This window comes from Flintibacter faecis (assembly GCF_014287875.1).
In the GTDB taxonomy this organism is placed as follows: Bacteria; Bacillota; Clostridia; order Oscillospirales; family Oscillospiraceae; genus Lawsonibacter; species Lawsonibacter faecis_A.
In genome coordinates this window covers 401,635-421,944 of sequence record NZ_JACOPN010000001.1, presented here as the reverse complement: position 1 = coordinate 421,944, position 20,310 = coordinate 401,635, and the positions used below count along the sequence as shown (strand labels likewise).

The 20,310-nt window shown below is 59.5% G+C and carries 21 protein-coding genes; 12 read left to right on the top strand and 9 right to left on the bottom strand.

Going from position 1 to position 20,310, the window contains the following annotated elements; translation table 11 throughout:
• Positions 1–300 precede the first annotated feature (300 nt).
• The 3 genes from rpsR to rpsF are packed head-to-tail and all read right to left on the bottom strand — an operon-like array spanning position 301 to position 1,387.
• Positions 301–540 carry a 30S ribosomal protein S18 gene (gene rpsR / locus H8S55_RS01985; RefSeq protein WP_374740045.1) on the bottom strand — a complete coding sequence of 80 codons (240 nt, stop codon included), beginning with the start codon at positions 538–540 and terminating at the stop codon, positions 301–303.
• A gap of 43 nt (positions 541–583) precedes the next feature.
• Entirely contained in the window at positions 584–1,078 is a 495-nt protein-coding gene (locus H8S55_RS01980) for a single-stranded DNA-binding protein (RefSeq protein WP_186877582.1), read from the bottom strand.
• 12 nt (positions 1,079–1,090) lie between these two features.
• On the bottom strand, positions 1,091–1,387 hold the full coding sequence (gene rpsF / locus H8S55_RS01975; RefSeq protein ID WP_147561903.1) for a 30S ribosomal protein S6: 297 nt from the start codon (positions 1,385–1,387) through the stop codon (positions 1,091–1,093).
• Between the two features lie 249 nt (positions 1,388–1,636).
• Here rpsF and H8S55_RS01970 point away from each other — a divergent pair, with 249 nt between their 5' ends.
• From H8S55_RS01970 to H8S55_RS01950, 5 genes are all read left to right on the top strand, one after another.
• Complete coding sequence (locus H8S55_RS01970; RefSeq protein WP_186877581.1) at positions 1,637–2,488, top strand: DUF262 domain-containing protein; 852 nt, start codon at positions 1,637–1,639, stop codon at positions 2,486–2,488.
• 201 nt (positions 2,489–2,689) lie between these two features.
• Positions 2,690–3,388: an HNH endonuclease family protein gene (locus H8S55_RS01965; protein ID WP_186877580.1), complete on the top strand. Its 699-nt coding sequence runs from the start codon at positions 2,690–2,692 to the stop codon at positions 3,386–3,388.
• 17 nt (positions 3,389–3,405) lie between these two features.
• A complete protein-coding gene (locus H8S55_RS01960; RefSeq protein ID WP_186877579.1) occupies positions 3,406–4,206 on the top strand; it encodes a YlmH family RNA-binding protein in 801 nt (266 codons plus the stop codon).
• Between the two features lie 71 nt (positions 4,207–4,277).
• Positions 4,278–4,484 carry a DUF896 domain-containing protein gene (locus H8S55_RS01955; protein ID WP_186877578.1) on the top strand — a complete coding sequence of 69 codons (207 nt, stop codon included), beginning with the start codon at positions 4,278–4,280 and terminating at the stop codon, positions 4,482–4,484.
• A gap of 77 nt (positions 4,485–4,561) precedes the next feature.
• On the top strand, positions 4,562–5,443 hold the full coding sequence (locus H8S55_RS01950) for a DegV family protein (protein ID WP_186877577.1): 882 nt from the start codon (positions 4,562–4,564) through the stop codon (positions 5,441–5,443).
• 60 nt (positions 5,444–5,503) lie between these two features.
• On the opposite strand, the gene H8S55_RS01945 is transcribed toward H8S55_RS01950, so the two are convergent.
• The 3 genes from H8S55_RS01945 to H8S55_RS01935 form a co-directional block, all read right to left on the bottom strand.
• A complete protein-coding gene (locus H8S55_RS01945) occupies positions 5,504–6,007 on the bottom strand; it encodes a hypothetical protein (protein ID WP_186877576.1) in 504 nt (167 codons plus the stop codon).
• A gap of 113 nt (positions 6,008–6,120) precedes the next feature.
• The gene (locus H8S55_RS01940; RefSeq protein ID WP_186877575.1) at positions 6,121–7,026 is read right to left on the bottom strand and encodes a DNA/RNA non-specific endonuclease; all 906 of its coding nucleotides are present in this window, start codon (positions 7,024–7,026) and stop codon (positions 6,121–6,123) included.
• On the bottom strand, positions 7,023–7,430 hold the full coding sequence (locus H8S55_RS01935) for a ribonuclease Z (protein WP_186877574.1): 408 nt from the start codon (positions 7,428–7,430) through the stop codon (positions 7,023–7,025). Before H8S55_RS01935 ends, H8S55_RS01940 begins: the two co-directional genes overlap by 4 nt.
• A gap of 244 nt (positions 7,431–7,674) precedes the next feature.
• Here H8S55_RS01935 and H8S55_RS01930 point away from each other — a divergent pair, with 244 nt between their 5' ends.
• From H8S55_RS01930 to H8S55_RS01900, 7 genes are all read left to right on the top strand, one after another.
• Complete coding sequence (locus tag H8S55_RS01930) at positions 7,675–8,439, top strand: IclR family transcriptional regulator (RefSeq protein WP_147561885.1); 765 nt, start codon at positions 7,675–7,677, stop codon at positions 8,437–8,439.
• Positions 8,440–8,655: 216 nt separating this feature from the next.
• Entirely contained in the window at positions 8,656–9,486 is an 831-nt protein-coding gene (locus H8S55_RS01925; RefSeq protein WP_147561883.1) for an RraA family protein, read from the top strand.
• Between the two features lie 45 nt (positions 9,487–9,531).
• A complete protein-coding gene (locus H8S55_RS01920) occupies positions 9,532–10,539 on the top strand; it encodes a tripartite tricarboxylate transporter substrate binding protein (RefSeq protein WP_186877573.1) in 1,008 nt (335 codons plus the stop codon).
• A gap of 80 nt (positions 10,540–10,619) precedes the next feature.
• The gene (locus tag H8S55_RS01915; protein ID WP_186877572.1) at positions 10,620–11,075 is read left to right on the top strand and encodes a tripartite tricarboxylate transporter TctB family protein; all 456 of its coding nucleotides are present in this window, start codon (positions 10,620–10,622) and stop codon (positions 11,073–11,075) included.
• 13 nt (positions 11,076–11,088) lie between these two features.
• On the top strand, positions 11,089–12,594 hold the full coding sequence (locus H8S55_RS01910) for a tripartite tricarboxylate transporter permease (RefSeq protein WP_186877571.1): 1,506 nt from the start codon (positions 11,089–11,091) through the stop codon (positions 12,592–12,594).
• A 108-nt stretch (positions 12,595–12,702) separates the two neighbouring features.
• The gene (locus H8S55_RS01905) at positions 12,703–13,518 is read left to right on the top strand and encodes a carbon-nitrogen hydrolase family protein (protein ID WP_186877570.1); all 816 of its coding nucleotides are present in this window, start codon (positions 12,703–12,705) and stop codon (positions 13,516–13,518) included.
• A 158-nt stretch (positions 13,519–13,676) separates the two neighbouring features.
• The gene (locus tag H8S55_RS01900) at positions 13,677–15,890 is read left to right on the top strand and encodes an S-layer homology domain-containing protein (RefSeq protein ID WP_186877569.1); all 2,214 of its coding nucleotides are present in this window, start codon (positions 13,677–13,679) and stop codon (positions 15,888–15,890) included.
• Positions 15,891–16,049: 159 nt separating this feature from the next.
• Here the strand turns inward: H8S55_RS01900 and H8S55_RS01895 are convergent, their stop codons facing one another.
• The 3 genes from H8S55_RS01895 to gap all read right to left on the bottom strand — a co-directional run bounded on the left by H8S55_RS01895 (position 16,050) and on the right by gap (position 20,003).
• On the bottom strand, positions 16,050–17,441 hold the full coding sequence (locus tag H8S55_RS01895; RefSeq protein ID WP_186877568.1) for a S1C family serine protease: 1,392 nt from the start codon (positions 17,439–17,441) through the stop codon (positions 16,050–16,052).
• A gap of 141 nt (positions 17,442–17,582) precedes the next feature.
• On the bottom strand, positions 17,583–18,743 hold the full coding sequence (gene ytvI, locus H8S55_RS01890; RefSeq protein WP_186877567.1) for a sporulation integral membrane protein YtvI: 1,161 nt from the start codon (positions 18,741–18,743) through the stop codon (positions 17,583–17,585).
• 249 nt (positions 18,744–18,992) lie between these two features.
• Entirely contained in the window at positions 18,993–20,003 is a 1,011-nt protein-coding gene (gene gap, locus H8S55_RS01885; RefSeq protein WP_147561865.1) for a type I glyceraldehyde-3-phosphate dehydrogenase, read from the bottom strand.
• Positions 20,004–20,310: the final 307 nt, after the last annotated feature.

Below are 20,310 nucleotides of genomic sequence, written 5' to 3'. Positions count from 1 at the left end.
TCCTTTCGGCTGTAGACCGATAGCGCCACGACAGGCCGTGCCGCTTCCTAATAACTATAACGCATTAAAGCGTGACTGTAAACAGGAAAAGCAAACTTTTTTGCTTTTTGGCGGAAAAGTTTTGCGATGAGAGACGGATTGCCACGTCGCTTCGCTCCTCGGAATGACAGAAAGGGGGTTATCGACACGCTGCGGGCGGATGAGGACATCGACCCCAGCTTGTTTCCCGCTGTGAGGGCCAAGATGGGCATAAAAAACGGCCGCACCCAATGGGTGCGGCCAGAAAAAGCCAGTCACAAATTAGTCGGTGACGTAGGGCAGCAGGGCGATCTGACGGGCGCGCTTGATGGCCTCAGTCAGCTGGCGCTGATGCATGGCGCAGGTGCCGGTGGTGCGGCGGGGCAGGATCTTGGCCCGCTCAGAAGTGAACCGGCGCAGCTTGGCGGCGTCCTTATAGTCGATGCACTCCACCTTGTCAACGCAGAAGGCGCAGACCTTGCGGCGCTTGCGGCCGCGGGGAGCTCTGTTATCACGTTCCATAGCCATGGATGTTACCTCCTTTTACGACCAGATACGGTCAAAGTCAAAACGGCAGCTCGCCGTCGTCATCAGAAAGCTCGGCAAACTGGTCCCCGTCCGCGGGAGGGGCCCCATAGCCGGAGGGTGCGGCGGGCGCGGAGTAGCCGGAATTGCTGGGGGCATAGCCGCCCTGCTGCTGGCTGTAGCCGGCGGAGTAACCGCCGTTCTCGCTGTCCCGCTTGGAATCGCCGAAATAGACCTGGTCAGCCACCACCTCGGCAGAGCGGCGCTTGTTGCCCTCTTTATCCGTCCAATCGCGGATCTGAAGACGGCCCTCCACGATGGCCATGCGGCCCTTCGTGAAGTAACGGCTGACGAATTCCCCGGTCTGCCGCCAGGCCACGCAGTCGATAAAATCGGTGGTGCGCTCGCCGGTGTTCCGGTCCTTGAAGTCCCGGTCAACGGCCAGGGAGAAGGACGCCACAGGCGTGCCGGTCTGGGTGCGGCGAAGCTCGGGGTCACGGGTCAGGCGGCCCATGATGAAAATTTTGTTGAGCATAGTGCTCCTCCCTTACTGGTCCTTGCAGACGATCAGGGAACGCATCACGCCGTCGGTAATACGGAAGATACGATCCAGCTCAGCGGGGATCGCGGCGGCGGCGTTGAAGGTCATCAGAACGTAGTAACCCTCCATCAGGTCGTTGATGGGATAGGCCAGACGGCGCTTGCCCCACTCGTCAACCTCGGAAACGGTACCGTTGGCTTCCACGACGGCCTTGAACTTGGCCACCAGAGCGGCGATCTGCTCCTCGCTCAGAGAAGGGTTCAGAATGTAGACCGCCTCGTAGTTCGCATTGATCTTTGCCATTTTACTTGCACCTCCTTATGGACGTATGGCCCCCGGCCTTGCACCGGGAGCAAGGATATGCCTGCATCATCGCTTGAAACAGACTTTATTATTATATCGGAAAGTCAGAGATTGTCAAGAGTTTACATGCGAAAAAACGAGAAAAAAACGCCGTTTTTTTTAAGACTCCAGCCGCACGCTTGTAAAAGCCAGCCAAATCATGTATAATCGACCTGAATTCAGACAGATGAGAGAAAGCGGGGGAGCTCTGTGGCGGATAGTTATATCAAGTACAGCGATCAAACTGTAAATTCGGCATTTCAGGATTTTTATGTTGTGCCGGACTATCAGCGGGAATATGTATGGGAGGGCGCCCAGGTGGAACAGCTGCTGTTCGACCTGCTGGAAGCCTATGAGGCAGACCCCAAGAAGGCGTATTTTTTAGGGACGATGGTCACTTACGCCAACGAGAATAATTTTGAGCTCATCGACGGCCAGCAGCGGCTGACAACTTTTTTTATCATCCTGTGTGCCATCAAAGCGGCGCTGAAGCGCTTTGGAGATCAGACCGGGATCATTGACAACTTGATCTTCAGCTCTGCCTATAATGCAGACGGAGACATCGACCACCGCTATCATGTGCAGCTTCAGTATGAGGATGCAAAAGGGTATCTGGAGCAGATCGAAAAAAATGAACCCGGAGCTGGGGAACTGTCCCAATCTGGGCGGCGGCTGTTTGAGGCGTTTCATCTGGCACAAAAATGGATAGACGATCACTTCCCGCAAAAGGAGGAACTGCGGAAATTCGTAGCCTTCTTTCTTGTAAAAACCAGCTTTATCCGCATCGAGACCCATGACATTACCGACGCACTGAAAATATTTGAGACGATTAACCAGCGAGGCAAGGGTCTGGACCCCATGGATTTAATGAAAAATATGATTTTCCGTCAGGTAGAGCGGGAACAATTTAAAGAGTTAAATCTGACCTGGAAACAGATTATCCGCAAGCTGGAGCAGATTGACGAAAAGCCCCTGCGGTTTCTGCGTTATTTCATCATGGCCAATTACAGCACAGAGATGGAGCGGGACCAGATATTGCGGGAGGACCAGATCTATACCTAGTTTAAAAACAACAATGACCAGTGCCACTATGAGGACAGGCCCTTTCAGTTTGTTCAGAAGCTGGAGCACGGGGCGGAACTCTATGCAAGATACCGCTTTCCGGCTGACCATGCTGACGGGAATGAACATCTGGAGAATATCCCGCTTTTGGCGGGACGGTCTTATCGGCTGCATTTGATGCTGCTTCTGGCTGCCTCTAACATGGAACAAAGCGCACTGGCCCGGTTTAAGGGCCTGGTTGAATCCATTGTCTACTATGCCGTCATCAATCATGTGGCGACCAATGTGACGGAGCGGCGGTTCTCCCTGTGGTGCAGGGAGATACGGGCCATTCAAACAAATGACCAGCTGACCACATTCATTGACCGCGGAGTGATGCCCGTGATACAGGAGTGGAAGCAGGATAATGAGCTGAACTTTATGCGCCTGGGGCTGAACAGTATGCAGCAATACCGGGTCAAGTTTATTTTGGGAAAAATCACGGCCTATGTAGAGGCCATGTGTATGGGGCAGCAGGAGCCGCAGAGCATCGCCCTTTATACTGGTCCTGGTGTAGAGATTGAACACATCATGCCCCAGACATGTGAGGATAAACAGGTCTATGGCGTGAGTGAGGAGGAATTCCCGGTTTATTTGAATCGTCTGGGAAATCTGACCCTGCTGGAAAACAGCATAAACCGCTCCATCCAAAACAGCACATACAAGGAAAAGTGTGAGGCGTACCGAAAATCCAGATTCTATCTGACAAAATCTCTTCCGGCGCTGGTGGACCAGGGGAAGGATACTGCGATCAATCGGACCAATGGGATGTTGACGGCCTGGACGGAGTGGAACAAGCAGAGCATTGAGGAGCGGCAAAGAATGCTCTATCAGCTCAGCGAAAAAATCTGGAGCATTTGAAACGAAGGAGCATGGCCATGAACAAAAAAGACCTTCTGGACCGCTGCGCCCGCAGCGGGGAGGAGCGGGTGCTGCTGGCCCGGGTGATGGACAAGCTGGAGCTGGCCCAAAACCGGGGGGTGCCCGCCCACACGTCCTTCCTCTCCCCCGGGGAGCGGGGGGCGGTGGAGGACATGCTGCGGCTGTGCGGGCCGGTCAGAAGCCTGTTCTGGGGCGGCTATCCCGACGCCGAGCGCACCGCCTGCGTCTTTCTCCCTGATTGGCAGGAGCCGGAGGACGTGACGGGCGACCCGGAGGGTCCGGTAGCGGCGGTGGAGGGCACCTTCCCCGCAAACGCCGACCTGGGGCACCGGGATGTACTGGGGGCCCTGATGGGCCTGGGGCTTACCCGGGAGAAGCTGGGGGACATCCTGTTCCCGGAGAAGGGCCGCTGTCAGGTGGCCGTGCTGCGCCAGACGCTGCCCATTTTGCTCTCCCAGTGGGAGAGCGCCGGGCGGTGGAAGGTCTCGGTGCGGGAGATCCCTGTGGGCGAGCTGTGCCCCGCCCAGGCCGCCGTGAAGACCATCCGGGACACGGTGGCCACCCCACGGCTGGATGCGGTGCTGGCAGCGGGCTTTTCCCTGTCCCGGTCCAAGGCGGCGGGCTATGTGTCCGCGGGCAAGGTGGCAGTGAACCACCGGGAGTGCCTGAAGGGCGACCATCAGGTGGAGGAGGGTGACGTGCTCACCTGCCGGGGGCTGGGCAAGTGCGTGGTGAAGGAGGTCCCCGGCCAGTCCCGGAAGGGCCGCACCATGCTGGTGCTGGAGCGCTATATTTAAATCTTTATCCACAAAACTGCCGGAGAATGTGGAAAACCTTCCGGCGGATGTATCATTAGGAGGAACAGATCATGGAAGCAGAAAAGATCGCCCGGATCAACGAGCTGGCCAAGAAGAGAAAGAGTCCCGAGGGGCTGACGGCCGAAGAGGAGGCCGAGCGGGCCGCCCTGCACCGGGAGTATATCGATGCCCACAAGCAGCAGCTCATCGCCCACCTGGAGAATACCTATGTCCAGTACCCCGACGGAACAAGAAAAAAGCTGCAGAAGAAGCAGTGAGCGCTGCTTGACTTCTGTCATAGGGAGGCTATAATGGCTTCTTGTAAGGGAATGTTATTTTTCAAGAGAGGTATATTATGCAGAAGATCGCCATCGTGACGGACAGCAACAGCGGCATCACCCAGGCGCAGAGCAAGCAACTGGGCGTGTGGGTGCTGCCCATGCCTTTTTATATCAACGACGAGCTGTTTTTGGAGGACATCACCCTGACCCAGGAGCAGTTTTATGACTATCTGGCCCAGGGGGCCGATGTAAAGACCAGCCAGCCCGCCCCCGGCGATGTGACCGAGCTGTGGGACACCCTGCTGAAGGACCATGACGCGGTGGTCCACATCCCCATGTCCAGCGGGCTGAGCAGCTCCTGCCAGACGGCCCAGATCCTGGCCGACGACTATGACGGGCGGGTGCAGGTGGTGAACAACCAGCGCATCTCCGTCACCCAGCTCCAGTCGGTGATGGATGCCAAGACCATGGCGGAGAAGGGCTTGACGGCGGCCGAGATCAAGGAAGAGCTGGAGCGGACCAAGTTCGACTCGGACATCTATATCACGGTGGACACCCTGAAATATCTGAAAAAGGGCGGCCGCCTCACTCCCGCCGCCGCCGCCATCGGCACGGTGCTGAATCTAAAGCCCGTGCTGCGCATCAAGGGGGAAAAGCTGGATGCCTTCTCCAAGACCCGGGGCTGGAAGGCCGCCAAAAAGGCCATGATCGAGGCCGTCCGCCACACCATGGACACCGACTTTGCCGACAGCCAGGGGCCGGAGAACCTATATGTGGCCGCCGCCTACACCGGCGATGCCGACAGCGCCCAGGAGTGGAAGGGCGAGCTGGAGGAGGCCTTCCCCGGCTATGAGATCTACATGGCCCCCCTGTCCCTCAGCGTGGCCTGTCACATCGGCCCGGGGGCAAGGGCTGTGACGGTGACCAAGCTGCTGCATATCCGGGACAGACGTTAAAATCAACAAAAAATGCCGGAAGCCGAGAAAAAATCGGCTTCCGGCAATTTTTTTGTGCGTTTATCCAATGGCGATGAACACATAGGTCTGGTTTTCCATGTTGGCGGCGGCGTACATGAACTCGTTGCTGTAGTGGGCGTAATAGGCGGTGAAGCCGCCGGTCTGGATGGCCACCACGTCGTGGCCGCCCCGCCAGGTGACGGCGTTCTGTCCCGTGACGGCCAGACCGCCGTAGGTATAGGTGGTGCCGTTGCCAGAGCCCTCGGGGATCCACAGGGTGCCGCCGTGACTGGGGCAGACATACACCGCCTTGGGGGTGAAGGGGAGGGAGATGCTTTTGCTGGCTGTCCCGTCGCCCACATAGGAGCCGGCGGCCACTTTTGGGATGGTCTGCTCCGCCGCGGACAGCTGGTCGTTTCCCGCTTTGGTAGCAAGGGCGGCGGCCAGAGCGGCCAGGGCGTTTTCCAGTTTCAGGTTGTCACTGTTGAAGTCCTCCCGCAGCACCGGGTCCCCAGCCTGCCACTGGTTGAGCTGATACTGTGTGGTGTGCTTGCTGCTTGCCATAGAAAATTCCTCCTTGATATCCGGGACGAAAAAAGTCCCTTTTACCCAAAGAGAAACCGTCCCGAGAGTGGGACGGTTTCGTACATCTATGACAAAAATTTTGGGCAAAAATTTTATGGCTTGCACCGCCCGCAGGGCTGATAGCCCTGGTCGATGAGGGCCTGGCGGGGGCCGGTGTAGTCCTGGCGGTTTTCCGACTTGATGTCCTTCACGCCGCCGCAGCTGGGCAGGTGGAACTTTTTCGAGCTGATGTTCAGCACATAAGTCCCCTGGCTGCTGTCGGGCTGGCTGGCATCCCCGGCGCTCTGGCTGTCAGAGGCGCGGTTGTCCCCGGTGGCGTAGTCGATGTCCACCCCGGGCTGCACGTTATAGGCGTAGACACAGAAGGTCACGCCCTCGCCGCTGTCCTCCACGGACAGGCCCTCCATCAGCACGCCCCGGGCCACTAGATCCTGGCCCTGGAACACGGGGGTGACCCGATAGAGCACATGCTGGTCCGTCTCCTTTACATAGTCGGCCACCAGGTTTTCAAAGGGGAGCATCCCCTCGATGTTCAGATACCGGGTGCCGGTGATGAGGTTCTTGGGGTTGGCGTTCTCCCCCGCCAGCTGAAAGCCGATGAGGTGGCAGCGGTTGTACAGAGACTTGCCGTCCACAAAGTCATATTTCACGCTCTGCCAGCCCGTGGGCTTTACCGAGCCGATCTCCCCCCGGGGCTCGGTTGGCATCAGCTCCCGGCAGATGTTGGCGTAAGCCGTGCCGCAGCGGCCCAGGCTGTCCAGCTCGCTGTATGTTTCAAACGCCTGTGTGGTCAGCTCGTCCTGGGTAAAAAATGGCTGGTTGTCGTTGACGGCGATGTAAGCCTGGCCGGAATAGGCGGGGATGTCGTCCAGGGAGACGGCCCCGCCTCCCGCATAGCTCCAGTCTCCGGGCAGAGCGCCCTGGCAGGCGGACAGGGCCAGCACCAGGGCAAGCAGCAGTGGGAAGAGCTTTAACTTCCAGTGGTTCAGTCGTGTCATGGTCTGTAGACCTCCTCTGTGATCTTCTCGTGGGATGTGCCGGGAAAGTCAGCCGTCTCCGTCAGGGTCCAGCCTGTCAGGGGCCAGGGGAAGGTCACGTCCCCGGGATAGCTCCGGTTCCAGCGGTAGAGCACCAGCTCCTCCGCCCCCCGGGCCCCGATGAGCTCCCGCCCGTCCTCCACAAACCACAGCTCTCCCGTCCCGGCCCGGTCGGCACAGCGGTCGCTGACCCGGATGTTGTTGGCCGGACAATCGGCAAACTGCCGGGCGGAGTATTCCGACATCCAGACGGGCCGCCCCGCCGCCCGCTCCAGCAGACGCTGCCGCAGAGCAGAATCCTGGCTCTGGCGGCGGCGGTTGAACAGCATCCCCATCCGGTCATCCACGCAGGCAATGACGATCATGGTCCTCTCTCCTTCCGTACTTCGTAAAAGTTTTTGTATTCCTCCCCCACAGGGGGCGGGAAACACGAGACAGAATGTATTTATCATACCTGATTCCTCGGAAAAATGCCACCGCTATTTTCTTCCTCGGATAAAAATGCAGCCATTCTTGCAAGAAACAAAGGGTTTCCGAACAGGAAACGCTTGACGCTGATTTGGAAACCCTGTACAATGGCATAAACATGCTTTTGGAAGGAGCAGAACTATGAATTCAGCTGAAAAGACTGCCGCCCTGCTCAAGCTGCTGGGGCTGGCGCCTTATGTCCACGGCGTGACCGAGCTGGGGGAGAAGATCGGGTGCAGCAAAAGCGGCACCTATAAGCTGCTGGCCGCACTGGTCCAGAACGGACTGGCCGCCCAGACGTTAGATCGGAAATATACCCTGGGCCCGGCGGTGTATATCCTGGGCAAGACCTATGAGGACCGCATCGGCCTGTCCCGGATGATACGGCCCTATCTCATCCGTCTGCGGGACCTGACGGGGGAGAACGCCTCCTTCAGTATGCTGGTAGGGGGGAAGGCCAACCTAATCTACCGGGAGGAGAGCCTGCAGCTGGTGCGGGTGGCGGGCAGCGTGGGCCAGGAGCGGCCTCTGTACGCCGGTTCCACCGGAAAAGTGTTGGGGGCCTTTCAAGATGAAGAGGAGATCCGCCGCCGCCTGATGGACGAGCCCCTCACCCCATTTACCCCCCGCACCATCACCTCCCCCCAGGCCCTTTTGGAGGAGTATGCCAACATCCGCAAGCAGGGGTATGCCATCAGTGACGGGGAGCTGAACATCGAGACCATCGGCATCGGCGCGCCGGTGCGGGATGAGTCCGGCTCTGTGTGGGCGGCCATCTCCATCGGGGCCCCCCGGATGCGGGTGGACGATGCCAAGCGGGAGCGGTATATCTTCCTGGTGACGGAGATCGCTGCCGAAATGTCCCGGGACCTGACCCGGGGAACCGTGGGTGACTCCCTGAAATAACCGGAAACGATACGCTGGAAAGTTTCTCATCAGAAAACTTTATTGCTTTATTCTATCAATTTGGAAACCTGAAATTATTCACAACTCCGAACTTGCTCTGGGACACTCGAAAATCCTTGAAGTGTTTCTTGCATTATGCTAGGATATCGGTGAACTTAGTTTCCCCTCTGGAAACGTTTTGAATGAACGGATCATTGCAAAGGAGTTGCTGAAAGTATGGATCTCAGTCAGGTCGAAGTGTACAACAAGGAAGTGGCGGAGCTGCGTGCCCAGCGGGACAAGGACTACGCCGAGTATGAGGCCGCCGGCCGCATCTGGGGCCTGGTCCCCCGTGAGCGCATCACCAAGATCAAGTTCCCCCGGGTGAAGAAGGAGATCATCGACGGCTATCTGTCCATGGACGACATGTCCACCACCGTCTCCGACGTGCTGGACAGCTATGGCATCGACGGGGCCATCCCCTCCTCCTATCTCAAGCCTGTCATCCCCGGCAGCAAGATCTGCGGCCCTGCCGTGACCATCCGCAATATCCCCGTGCGCAAGACCCCCACCCAGGGTGCCCACGACCACGACTTTATCGCCATGTCCACCCGTGACATCTATTATATCGGCGAGCCCGGCGATGTGCTGGTGTCTGACTTCGGCGGCAACCTGGATGTGTCCAACATGGGCGGCCAGAGCTGCACCGTGGGCAAGAATTGCGGCTTTGCCGGCAACATCGTTAATGGCTGCTGCCGGGACGTGTCCTCCATCCGGGACTATAACTACCCCGTCTTCTCCTGCGGCACCACCCAGATCACCGGCAAGTACCGCATGGAGTGTGTGGAGATGAACGGCCCCGTCACCCTGTGCGGCAAGCTGGTCATCCCCGGCGACCTGATGGTGGCCGACGACTCCGGCGTGTGCATCGTCCCCTATGAGCTGGCCGAGCCCGTTCTGGAGCAGTGCCTGAAGATCGCCGCCAGCGAGGAGCGTATGCGCCAGCTCATCGAGAGCAAGGCCCCCATCTCCGAACTGCGCCCCCTGTTCCGCGCCCGGTATAAATAAGAAAATAAATAAAAAATAGATAAAAGTTTTTTGGAGGTGCGTCCCATGAAAAAGATCCTTGCCTTTGCCCTGGCCTGTGTGATGTCCCTGTCCATGGCCGCCTGTAGCAGCAGTGCCCCCGCGGCCTCCGCCGGCAGCTCTTCTGCCGGTGGCTCTGCCTCCGGTGACAGTGCGTTCTCCTTTGACTCCCCCATCACCGTGGTGGTTCCCTTTAAAGCTGGCAGCGCTACGGACAACCAGATCCGTCTGATGCAGTCCAAGCTGGAGAAGGCCCTGGGCACCAACCTGGTCATTGTCAACGCCGAGGGCGGTTCCGGTACCATCGGTACCACCGAGTATCTGTCCAACTACGCCGCTGACGGCTATACCATTCTCTACACTCTGGCCACCCCTGTGGTGTACAAGCCTCTCGGCGGCGACACCGCCTATACCTATGACGATCTGACCTCTGTGGCACGCACCTCCAGCCAGCCCATGTATCTCATCGTCCCTGACAGCGAGACCCGCTCCGCCCAGGAGATTCTGGACTATATTAAGGAGAACCCCGGCAAGTTCACCTATGCCAACGTAGGCAACGGCGGCAACGGACACCTGGCCTTTGCCTCCTTCCTGGTGGGTGAGGGGCTGGACGCTGTCTCCGTGCCCTACTCCGGCGGCACCGCCGACTGCTACACCGCCATGATGGGCGGCGAGGTTAACGCCGCCGTCTATGGCGAGGCCGACCTGCTGGCCCGCGAGGACAACCACGCCGTCATCAACCTGGGCAGCAAGTCCACCGTGGAGTCTCTGCAGGACGTGCCCACCCTGTCCGACCTGGGCTATGAAGGGTATGAGACCAACAATATGGCCGGTTTCTTCTATAACAAGGATGTACCTGCCGAGGCCGTGACTGCCTTTGAGAATGCCGTAGAATCCGTGCTTACCGACCCTGAGTTTGTCGCTGAGGCCACCGCCGCCGGCTTTGTCCCCAGCTTTGGTACCGGTGCTGAAATGGATCAGCAGGCCGAGGCCGCTATCGAAAAGGCCGTGCCCGTGCTGGAGTCCCTGGGCTGAACCCATTGTTCCATCTACTATCTTTGCGGACCGCAGGACGAAAATAGCCTCCTGCGGTCCACTTAATAAGGAAGTGTAGTATGCAAAAACGGAATTGTTTCACCTCTCTGCTCTGTGCCGCCCTGTTTCTCTTCATCCTTGTTCAGTGCAACGCACTGGCTGAGTCTGCCGCCCTGTGGCCCCGGCTGGTCTGCTGTGTAGGGCTGGGCCTGGCGGGACTGGAGATCCTGGTGGAGGGTATCCAGTGGGCCCGGCACCCCGGGGAGCAGCAGGGCCTGTGGGCCCTCACCCCAGAGCAGACCAAACGCAGCGCCATTCTGCTGGGACTGCTCCTGCTGTGGATCGCCGGATTGACCACTATCGGCTTTTTGGTCAGCTCTGTGGCGGCTCTATGTGCTATCGCCTTAGTCTTCGAGCCTGTGAAGAACAAACAGAACATGGTGCGGGACATCGTCGTGTGCGTCATCTTTGGAGTCGCATTTTATTTCCTGTTCAAGTTCCTGGGCATCCACTTCCCCAGGACGCTGCTGATGTAAGGAGGGCGGAATCGTGCAAGACATTCTAACTTATTTTCTCCATGCCCTCGCCCCCTCGAATCTGCTGGTCATTCTGACCGGGACTGTGGTGGGTATTATCGTGGGTGCGCTGCCCGGCTTCACCGCCACCATGGGTATCGCTATTCTCATCCCTTTGACCTACACCTGGAACGCCTCCACCGCCTTGATTTTCCTGGGGGCCATCTACTGCGGCTCTATGTACGGCGGGTCCATCTCCGCCATACTCATCAACACCCCCGGTACCGCCGCAGCGGCGGCCACCGCTATGGACGGCTATGCGATGACCCGCCACGGGCGGCCTCACGAGGCCCTCACCGAGGCGGCCGTGGCCTCCTTCTGGGGTGGCCAGGCCAGTACCATCGCCCTGTTGTTCTTCGCCCCCGTGATGGCCAAGTGGGCGTTTAATTTCGGCGCTCAGGAGAAATTTTTGATGGCCGCCTTCGGTCTGACCATCATCGCTTCCCTGTCCACCAAGAGCATTTTAAAGGGCCTGATGATGGGTTGCGTTGGTCTGCTGCTGGCCTGTGTAGGCATGGACCCCGTTATGGGCCGGGCTCGATTCACCTTCGGCACCACCTATCTCATGGGCGGCCTGACCATGATCCCAGCGGTCATCGGCCTGTTCAGCGTATCTCAGGTGTTCAGCACCTTGAGGGATGCGCTGAAACCAGCCAATCCCGAGGACATTGCACGGTATAAGTCCTCCCGGGTCCACCTGAAGGACTTTGTCCGCTATCCGCTGACCTATCTGCGTTCCTCCATCATTGGCATTATTGTGGGTATCATCCCCGGTACCGGCGGCGACGTATCCAGCTATGTGTCCTATAACATGGGCAAGCTGTTCTCCAAGGAGCGGGACCAGTTCGGAGATGGCTCCCGGGAAGGCGTGGCCTGCTGCGAAGCGGCCAACAACGCCGTTACCGGCGGCACCCTGATCCCTACTTTGACCCTTGGTATCCCTGGAAATGCTACCACCGCCATTCTGCTCTCCGGTCTTACCATCCACGGTCTGGCTCCGGGCTACAGTCTGTTCACCTCCGGCAAGAACATCACCTATCCTTTTATCATGGCCCTGTTCCTGGCCAACCTGGCCTTTGTCATCATCGGTTTGCTGGGAGCGAAGTATTTCGCCCGGGTCACCTTGACCCCCCAGAGCATTCTCTCCGCCTGTGTGCTGAACCTGAGCTTGATCGGCTGCTATGGCGTGCGGGGCAATATCCGGGATGTTTATGCCATGCTGGCGTTCGGCTTGGTGGGCTATCTCTTAAAGCTCTATAAGTTCAATATTGTGCCCATCGTTCTGGGCATGATCCTGGGTGATATCGCAGAGGAGGCCCTGCAGCAGGGCCTGATCCTGTACAACGGCAGCGTTCCGGCTATGTTCGCCACTTTCTTCCAGCGTCCCATCTGCGTGGTGCTGATGCTCCTGATGGTCGTCTCCGTCTGCGCCCCCTTCGTTATGGAGGCCCGCAAAGGAAAGCAGAGCAAATCATGTTAACCCCCCTTTTTCCCGTCTAAAAAAGCCGGCGTATCTGTCAAAAGCGATGGACAGATGCGCCGGTCCCATTTTATAATGGTAGCAGACAAAACTTCAGGAGGGTCTGTTATGCGCGTTGCACTCATCCAGATGTCCGTCACGGCGGACAGAGCGAGGAATATCACCGCCGCTTGTCAGCACATCCGCCGGGCGGCGGAGGGGGGAGCGGACATGGCGGTGTTGCCGGAGATGTTCTGCTGTCCCTATGACAACGGCTGCTTCCGGGCCTATGGGGAGGGGGCGGGCGGCCCCGCCCAGATGGCCCTGTCCCAGACGGCGGCGGAACTGGGCATCTATGTGGTGGGCGGCTCCCTGCCCGAGCTGGAGGGCGGAAAGGTCTATAATACCTCCTTTGTCTATGGCCGCCGGGGGGAGCTTTTGGCAAAGCACCGGAAGGTCCATCTGTTCGACATCGACGTGGCGGGGGGCCAGCGCTTTATGGAGTCGGACACTCTGTCCCCCGGGGACCAGATCACCACCTTTGACACGGAATTCGGCCTGATGGGCCTGTGCATCTGCTTTGACCTGCGCTTTGAAGAGCTCTCCCGGTGTATGTGCCTGCGGGGCTGTCAGGCGATCATCGTCCCGGCGGCCTTTAACATGACCACCGGCCCCGCCCACTGGGAGCTGCTGTTCCGCCAGCGGGCGGTGGACAACCAGTGCTTCACCCTGGGCTGCGCTCCCGCCCGGGACGAGGGTGCCGGATATGTGTCCTATGGCAACTCCATCGCCGTGGACCCCTGGGGCACGGTGCTCTGCCGGGCTGACGAGAAAGAAACTATTTTGCACGCCGACCTGGACCTGGCCCGCATCCAAGCCGTGCGGCAGCAGCTGCCCATCCTCTCCGCCCGCCGCACCGATCTGTATGAGATAGGAGAGAAATAGAATGACAGAAAGTCCGATTCTCCGCCTGGAGAACCGGACTTTTTGCCGAATTTCTGATTTTTCCCCTTGCTTTTGCTACAGAGCGCCGTATAATAAAGTTGCATGCGGAAAAGAAAAGTCCATTTTTGGAAAAATTTGAAACTTGGGAGGTCTTTTTCGTGAAAAAATTGTTTCGCCGCCTGATGGCGGTGGCCGTAGCGGCAGCGCTGACTGCGGGGATGTGCATCACCGCCTCGGCCTACACCTATCCGTCCGCCTATTGGAAGCTCCACGACGCCTGGAGCCAGGCCGTGGCCGCCAAGAGCGCCGACCAGGTGCTCACCGTGGCCCAGCAGACCTATGACCTGCTGATGAAGGACCCGCTGTGCGCCGACATCTGCAACAATCTGGAAAGCAAGTGCGCCCGGGCCTCCTGGTGTGCCGAGATGAAGGGCGACCTGGCCGGGGCCGTGAAGTGGCTGGAGCGGGAGCGCACCTTTGCCCAGTGGCTGGACAAGAACGTGACCAGCTACAAAGATGCCCTGCTGAACATCGATGCCCGGCTGGAGCAGCTCAACGCCGCCCGGGGCGTGGAGGTCTATGCCCTGCAGGAGGGGGCGGGCAAGTCCTTCTCCGGCTCCGGGGCCGCGGCCAACGGCACCTGGTACGGCTCCGCCGTGGGCGGGTCCCGCACCGGTGAGTCCGCCAGCCTGATGTATGTCAACTTTATGGATGGCTATTCCGTGGACTACTGGATCGACTATTATAAGAGCACCTCCTCCGCCTTTGCCGCCGCCGCCGACGGCGGGGTCATCGAGCTGGCCTGGAATTTCAGCCCCGAGTCCACCGCCGGGGCCCAGCGGGTGCTGGACAGCGCCGCCGACAGCTACATCGCCGAGGGCCTGCAGGCCATGGGCAACCTGAATGCGACAGTTCTGCTGCGCATCGGCGGGGAGATGAACAACTGGTCCAACATCGACAGCGGCACGTTCATCCAGGCCTTCCAGAAGATCGCCGCCCAGGCCCACCAGTATTCCAACATCAAAATCGTGTTCTCCCCCGCCACCATCAGCGACCGGAACCACACCATTTCGGAGTTCTACCCCGGCGACCAGTATGTGGACTGGGTCGGCGTATCCGACTATCAGAACAGCGCCTACGCCGGACAGGCTCCCGCCTATACCTTTGATGCGGCGGCCTATGGCAACGATGCCTACTATGGCCGGGGCCTGTACTCCTCCGACCCTCTGACCCTGGTGCGGCCCATTGCTCGCCTGGCCCAGCAGCATAACAAGCCCCTGATGATCAGCGAGTGCGGCTTCTCCTACACCAGTGCCGCCGGCGGCGACCAGACCGCCTATGCCGCAGACCAGCTGAACAAGCTCTATTCCTATGCCAACATGATCTTCCCCCAGACCAAGGCTGTGTTCTATTTTGACAAGGACATGTCCGGCTCCGCCTATCACTATGCCCTGTCTGGCAGCTCCACCCTGGCCAGCACCTATGAAAACGCCATCCAGGCCAACGGCTCCTATCTGAAGGAGGGCCAGACCTCTGCCCCCTCCTGGACCGCCCTGTCCAACGTCAGCCAGGGCCAGGGACAGCTCCGGCTGGCCACCTACGCCGTGTTCCCCTCCTCCTCCGCCACCACCGTGACCTATTATGTGGATGGCAAGGCGGTGTACTCCAGCAGTAAGGCCCCCTATTACTATACCCTGGACTGCGATGCCCTGTCCGCCGGCAGCCACAAGCTGTATGTCACCGCCACCAACGGCAAGTTCACCGTCAACGGCAGCGCTGTCGGCAAGACCTATACCCTCCAGACCCAGGAGAGCGAGGGCTATCACCCCGGCTCCGCCGACAGCTGGGCCCGGGCCCTGCTGGACACCGCCTATGAGAAGGGCCTGCTCACCGAGCGCACCGACAGCGGCTTCCAGAACCAGATCACCCGCCTGCAGTTTGCCGACCTGGCGGTGAACCTGATGGAAAAGGCCACCGGCAAGAGCGTCACCCCCGCCGAGAACACCTTCCAGGACACCAGCGACCCCGCCGTGCTCAAGGCTGTGGCCGCCGGGGTCACCTCCGGCAAGGGGGAGGGACGCTTCGCCCCCAACGACAAGATCACCCGCCAGGAGATCTGCGTCATGCTGAACCGGGTCATCGAGTATGTGGACCAGAGCCGTGACAGCCAGGCTCTGGCCAACACCAGTACCCAGATGGACCCCAAGTTCACCGACTCCTCCAACATCGACAGCTGGGCTGTAAACTCCGTGGCCCTGCTGACCAACAACGGCCTGATGTCTGGCAAGGACGGGGGCCGGGTGGCCCCCAAGGACAACACCAAGGTGGAGGAGGCCGCCATCCTCATCCTGGCCCTGTATAACAAGTTCTGAGTTTCTCTCTCAGCAAAGAAAGGCCCCGGCCCGCAGGAGCATGTCCTGCGGGCCGGGGCCTTTCTGGGATCGTGAGAAAAGAGAGGAAAGAAAAGAGAAAAGAAGAAAAAGAGGAAAATCAGAATGATCGGAAACTTGAATCAGGCGTAAGCGGCGGGCTTACCAGTTGAAGCCGCCGAAGGGCCACTGGTAATAGTCGCCCTGACCCTGCTGGCCCTGCTGATACTGCTGGCTTTGCTGGGACTGCTGGTTCTGCTGCAGCTGGTTGTTGGCCTCGGTTTCGGAATTTTTCTCGTCGAAGGTGATGGTCAGCTTCTGCTCCTTCTGCTCCCGGACGATGGTCAGCGTGGCCTTGTCCCCGGCCTTATAGTTGCTGGACAGGGCGGCGGTGAGGGCGGAGGAGGAGTCGATGGCGGTGTCGTCGATGGCGGTGATGATGTCGCCCACCTTCAGGCCCGCCTTCTCAGCGCAGGAGCCCTCGGCCACATACTGCACGGCGGCACCGGCCACCACGCCATAGCGCTGGGCCTCGTCCGAGACGTTGGTCACCTGAACGCCCATATAGGGCTTGCCGGTGACATAGCCGTGCTCCATCAAATCGGACAGGATGTCCTTCACGTCGTTGATGGGGAGGGCGAAGCCCAGGCCCTCGGCGGACACGCCGGAGCCGGACTGGGTATACTTGGCGGAGACGATGCCCACCACGTTGCCATAGCTGTCAAACAGGGGGCCGCCAGAGTTGCCGGGGTTGATGGCGCAGTTGGTCTGCAGCACGTTCAGGGTGGTACTCACCGCCCGGCCGTTGGCGTCGGAGCTGCTGGTGGTGATCAGCCGGTCCAGAGCGGAGACGATGCCGTCGGTGAAGGAGTAGGTCAGCTCGCCCAGGGGGTTGCCGATGGCATAGACGCTCTGGCCCACCACCAGCTTGCTGGAATCGCCCAAGGTGACGGGGGTCAGGCCGGTGGCATCGATCTTCAGCACGGCCACGTCGTTGTCCTTCTCGCCACCCACCAGCTTGGCGGTGTACTTGTCGCCGTTGGCGAAGGCCACCTCCACAGACACGGAGGAGTCGTTGGCTGCCTCCTCGATGACGTGGTAGTTGGTGACGATGTAGCCGTCCTGGGTGAGGACAAAGCCGGAGCCGGAGGCCGCCGAGGTGGTGGCCTGGCCGAAGATGTTCACCGTGGTGGTGGAGACGGTGATGCCCACGCAGGAGCCCAGGTTGGCGGCGTACAGCTGCTCGGGAGTCATGGCCTTGCCGCTGTTGCTGTTCACCACGGTCTGGACCTGGGGGTGCTCCACCGCCTCGTAAATGGTGGTGGAGCCGGAGCCGCTGAAGTGGCTGTACAGGGCCGCGCCGCCCACGCCCGCGCCGCCGCCTACGATGGCACAGGCCAGGATCAAGGCTGCGATGCGCTTGCCGCCGCCCTTTTTACGGGGGGCCTGTCCGGGCTGGACCGGTCCGCCGCCGGTGGGGATGGGGTCGCTGTAGTCACCAAAGCCGCCCCGGTATCCGTCGTTCTCGCTGTTATAAAAATTGAAGTCGTCCATACTGGTCAAACTCCCCTCAAATTTTTGTCTTATTTCGGGTTCCCCTTGGAACTGTGGATATGATAGCGTAGAAATATGAAGAAAGCATGAAGAAAAACATAGCATTTTTTAAACATTCCTGAAATACGCCGTGAACGCGCTTCAGGGGTCCTCCGGTCTGCGGGAGAGGATAGCGGCCACGTCCCACGCCGCTGCGGCCAGGTCTGACCGCAGCCCCCGGAACATGCCCATGCCCGCCAGGTTCAGCAGGACCAGGGTGAGCACCGGGCCCAGGATCATGCCCAGCACGCCCCCCAGCTTCATGCCCACATACACGCTGAGCAGGGACAGCACCGGGGACAGGCCCGTCTGGTCCCCCACAAACTTGGGCTCCATGGCCCGGCGGAACAGAGCGATCACGCCCCAGATGACCATGAGGGAGATGGCGCTGGAGAAGTTTCGGGTGATGAGCTCCACCACCGCCCAGGGGACCATCACCGTCCCGGCCCCCACGATGGGGATAAAGTCCAGCACCGCCAGCCCCAGGGCCAGCAGCAGGCCATAGGGCTGCCGGGTGAGGACAAAGCCCCCAAGCAGGATGAAGAACACCCCCACCGACAGCAGCAGCTCTGCCTTTAAATAGCCGCCGAAGGCCCCCAGAGCCACCGTTCTGACCTCCCCAAGAAAAGCCAGCAGCCCCTGGTCCATACCCCGGGCGGCCCTGGCCCGGAGATAGGGATAGTCCGCCGTGAGGAAATAGGCGGCCATCACATATACCACCAGGGCCACGCAGAAGGAGGGTACCCCCATGGCCTTGTTCGTGGTATAGTCGGCCAGCCGCTGGACCAGGGCGGGGGTGGTCTGGTTCAGCCAGTTCAGCAGACCGGTCATGGCCTCCTGCATCGGGTCGCTGAGCTGTTCGGGCACCAGGGCCCACAGCCGGTCAGACAGGGACTGGAGCTGGTCCATCATGCGCTGCAGACTCTCCAGCAGACCGTCCCGGTTCTGGGCCAGGGCCACGATCTCCTGCCCGGCGATATAGCCCAAAAAGCCCAGCCCCGCCCCCAGCAGACCGAACAGCACCACCAGCAGCACCATGGTCAGCGCCCGCCGGGACCAGCACAGCCGCCGCTGCAAGCGGCGCACGAGCGGATTTAAAATGGCCGCCGTGATCAGCGCCGCCACAAAGGGGGCCAGCAGGGACAGCATAGGCCGCCCCACCCAGATCACCAGTCCCGCAGCCAGCAGGGCCAGCAACAGCCGCACCATCAGCCGCAGCCACAGCCATCCCCGCTGCCGCCAGGTCAATAATTTCCCGTTCAAAGCACTCGCCGCCTTTTCTGCTCCCACACCTGATGTCCCGCCCCGCCGCCGGCGGGGGCAGGAAACATAAAAGTTGGGGAGCTTCTTTTGTGATATACCCTATATCATAGGCCAGCATACCACAAAATGCGTAAATAAAATGTTAAACTTCGCGGGCAGAGCTTAGGATGGGGTGAGAATGGGAGCACGCCTGAAAGCGCAAAAAATTTCCGGCCAGCCGAAGCTGACCGGAAACTTTTTGAACGAATCTTACTTGTGGTCGACGGAGTACATGTGCTTGATGAGCTCCAGGACCTTGTTGGAGTAGCCGATCTCGTTGTCGTACCAGGACACGACCTTGACGAAGGTATCGGTCAGGGCGATGCCGGCATCGGCGTCGAAAATGGAGGTGCGGGTGTCGCCCAGGAAGTCGCTGGAGACAACGGCCTCATCGGTGTAGCCCAGGATACCCTTCAGCTCGCCCTCGGAGGCCTTCTTCATAGCGGCGCAGATCTCCTCGTACTTGGCGGGCTTCTCCAGGTTGACGGTCAGGTCCACCACGGACACGTCCAGAGTGGGAACGCGCATGGACATACCGGTCAGCTTGCCGTTCAGGGAGGGGATGACCTTGCCCACGGCCTTGGCGGCGCCGGTGGAGGAGGGGATGATGTTGCCGGTGGCAGCGCGGCCGCCGCGCCAATCCTTCAGAGAGGGGCCGTCAACGGTCTTCTGGGTGGCGGTGACGGAGTGAACGGTGGTCATCAGGCCGTCCTTGATGCCCCAGTTGTCGTTCAGGACCTTGGCGATGGGGGCCAGGCAGTTGGTGGTGCAGGAGGCGTTGGACACGAAGTTCATGTCGGTGGTGTACTTGTCCAGGTTCACGCCGCACACGAACATGGGGGTGTCGTCCTTGGAGGGGGCGGACATGACGACCTTCTTGGCGCCGGCGTCCAGGTGGCCCTGGGCCTTCTCCTTGGTCAGGAACAGGCCGGTGGACTCCACCACATACTCAGCACCCAGCTTGCCCCAGGGCAGGTCGGCGGGATTGCGCTCGGCGGAGATGGGGATCTCCTTGCCGTTGACGATGATGGCGTTCTCGGTGTGGCCGATCTCCGCCTCGCACTTGCCATGCATGGTATCATACTTCAGCATGTAAGCCAGGTAGTCGGCGGGACACAGATCGTTGATGCCCACGATCTCGATCTCGGGGTGGTTCAGGCTGGCGCGGAACACCATGCGGCCGATGCGGCCAAAGCCATTGATGCCAACTTTAATGCTCATGTTGAATGACTCCTTTTTGATTCATATTCACGCTTTGGAATTTTGAATGCTTGTTGCTTAGGACTGTTCCTATTATACCCCCGTTGCAAAAATTTTGGTAGTGTTTTTTTTCCTATAAATCCAAAAGATTTTTTATTAAAATTAGCCATACCGTGGGTAAGCCCGGCCTTATACTAAAAAAGCGGGTGTGGAGAGAGCTTAAAAGAGAAGTAAAATGGAAAAACGACAAATTTAGCCCTTTTTCACTTTTGTTCTTGTTGAATGGAAAAAAGTTTGGTATAATCTGGGCAGGTATAAGCTGGCCCGG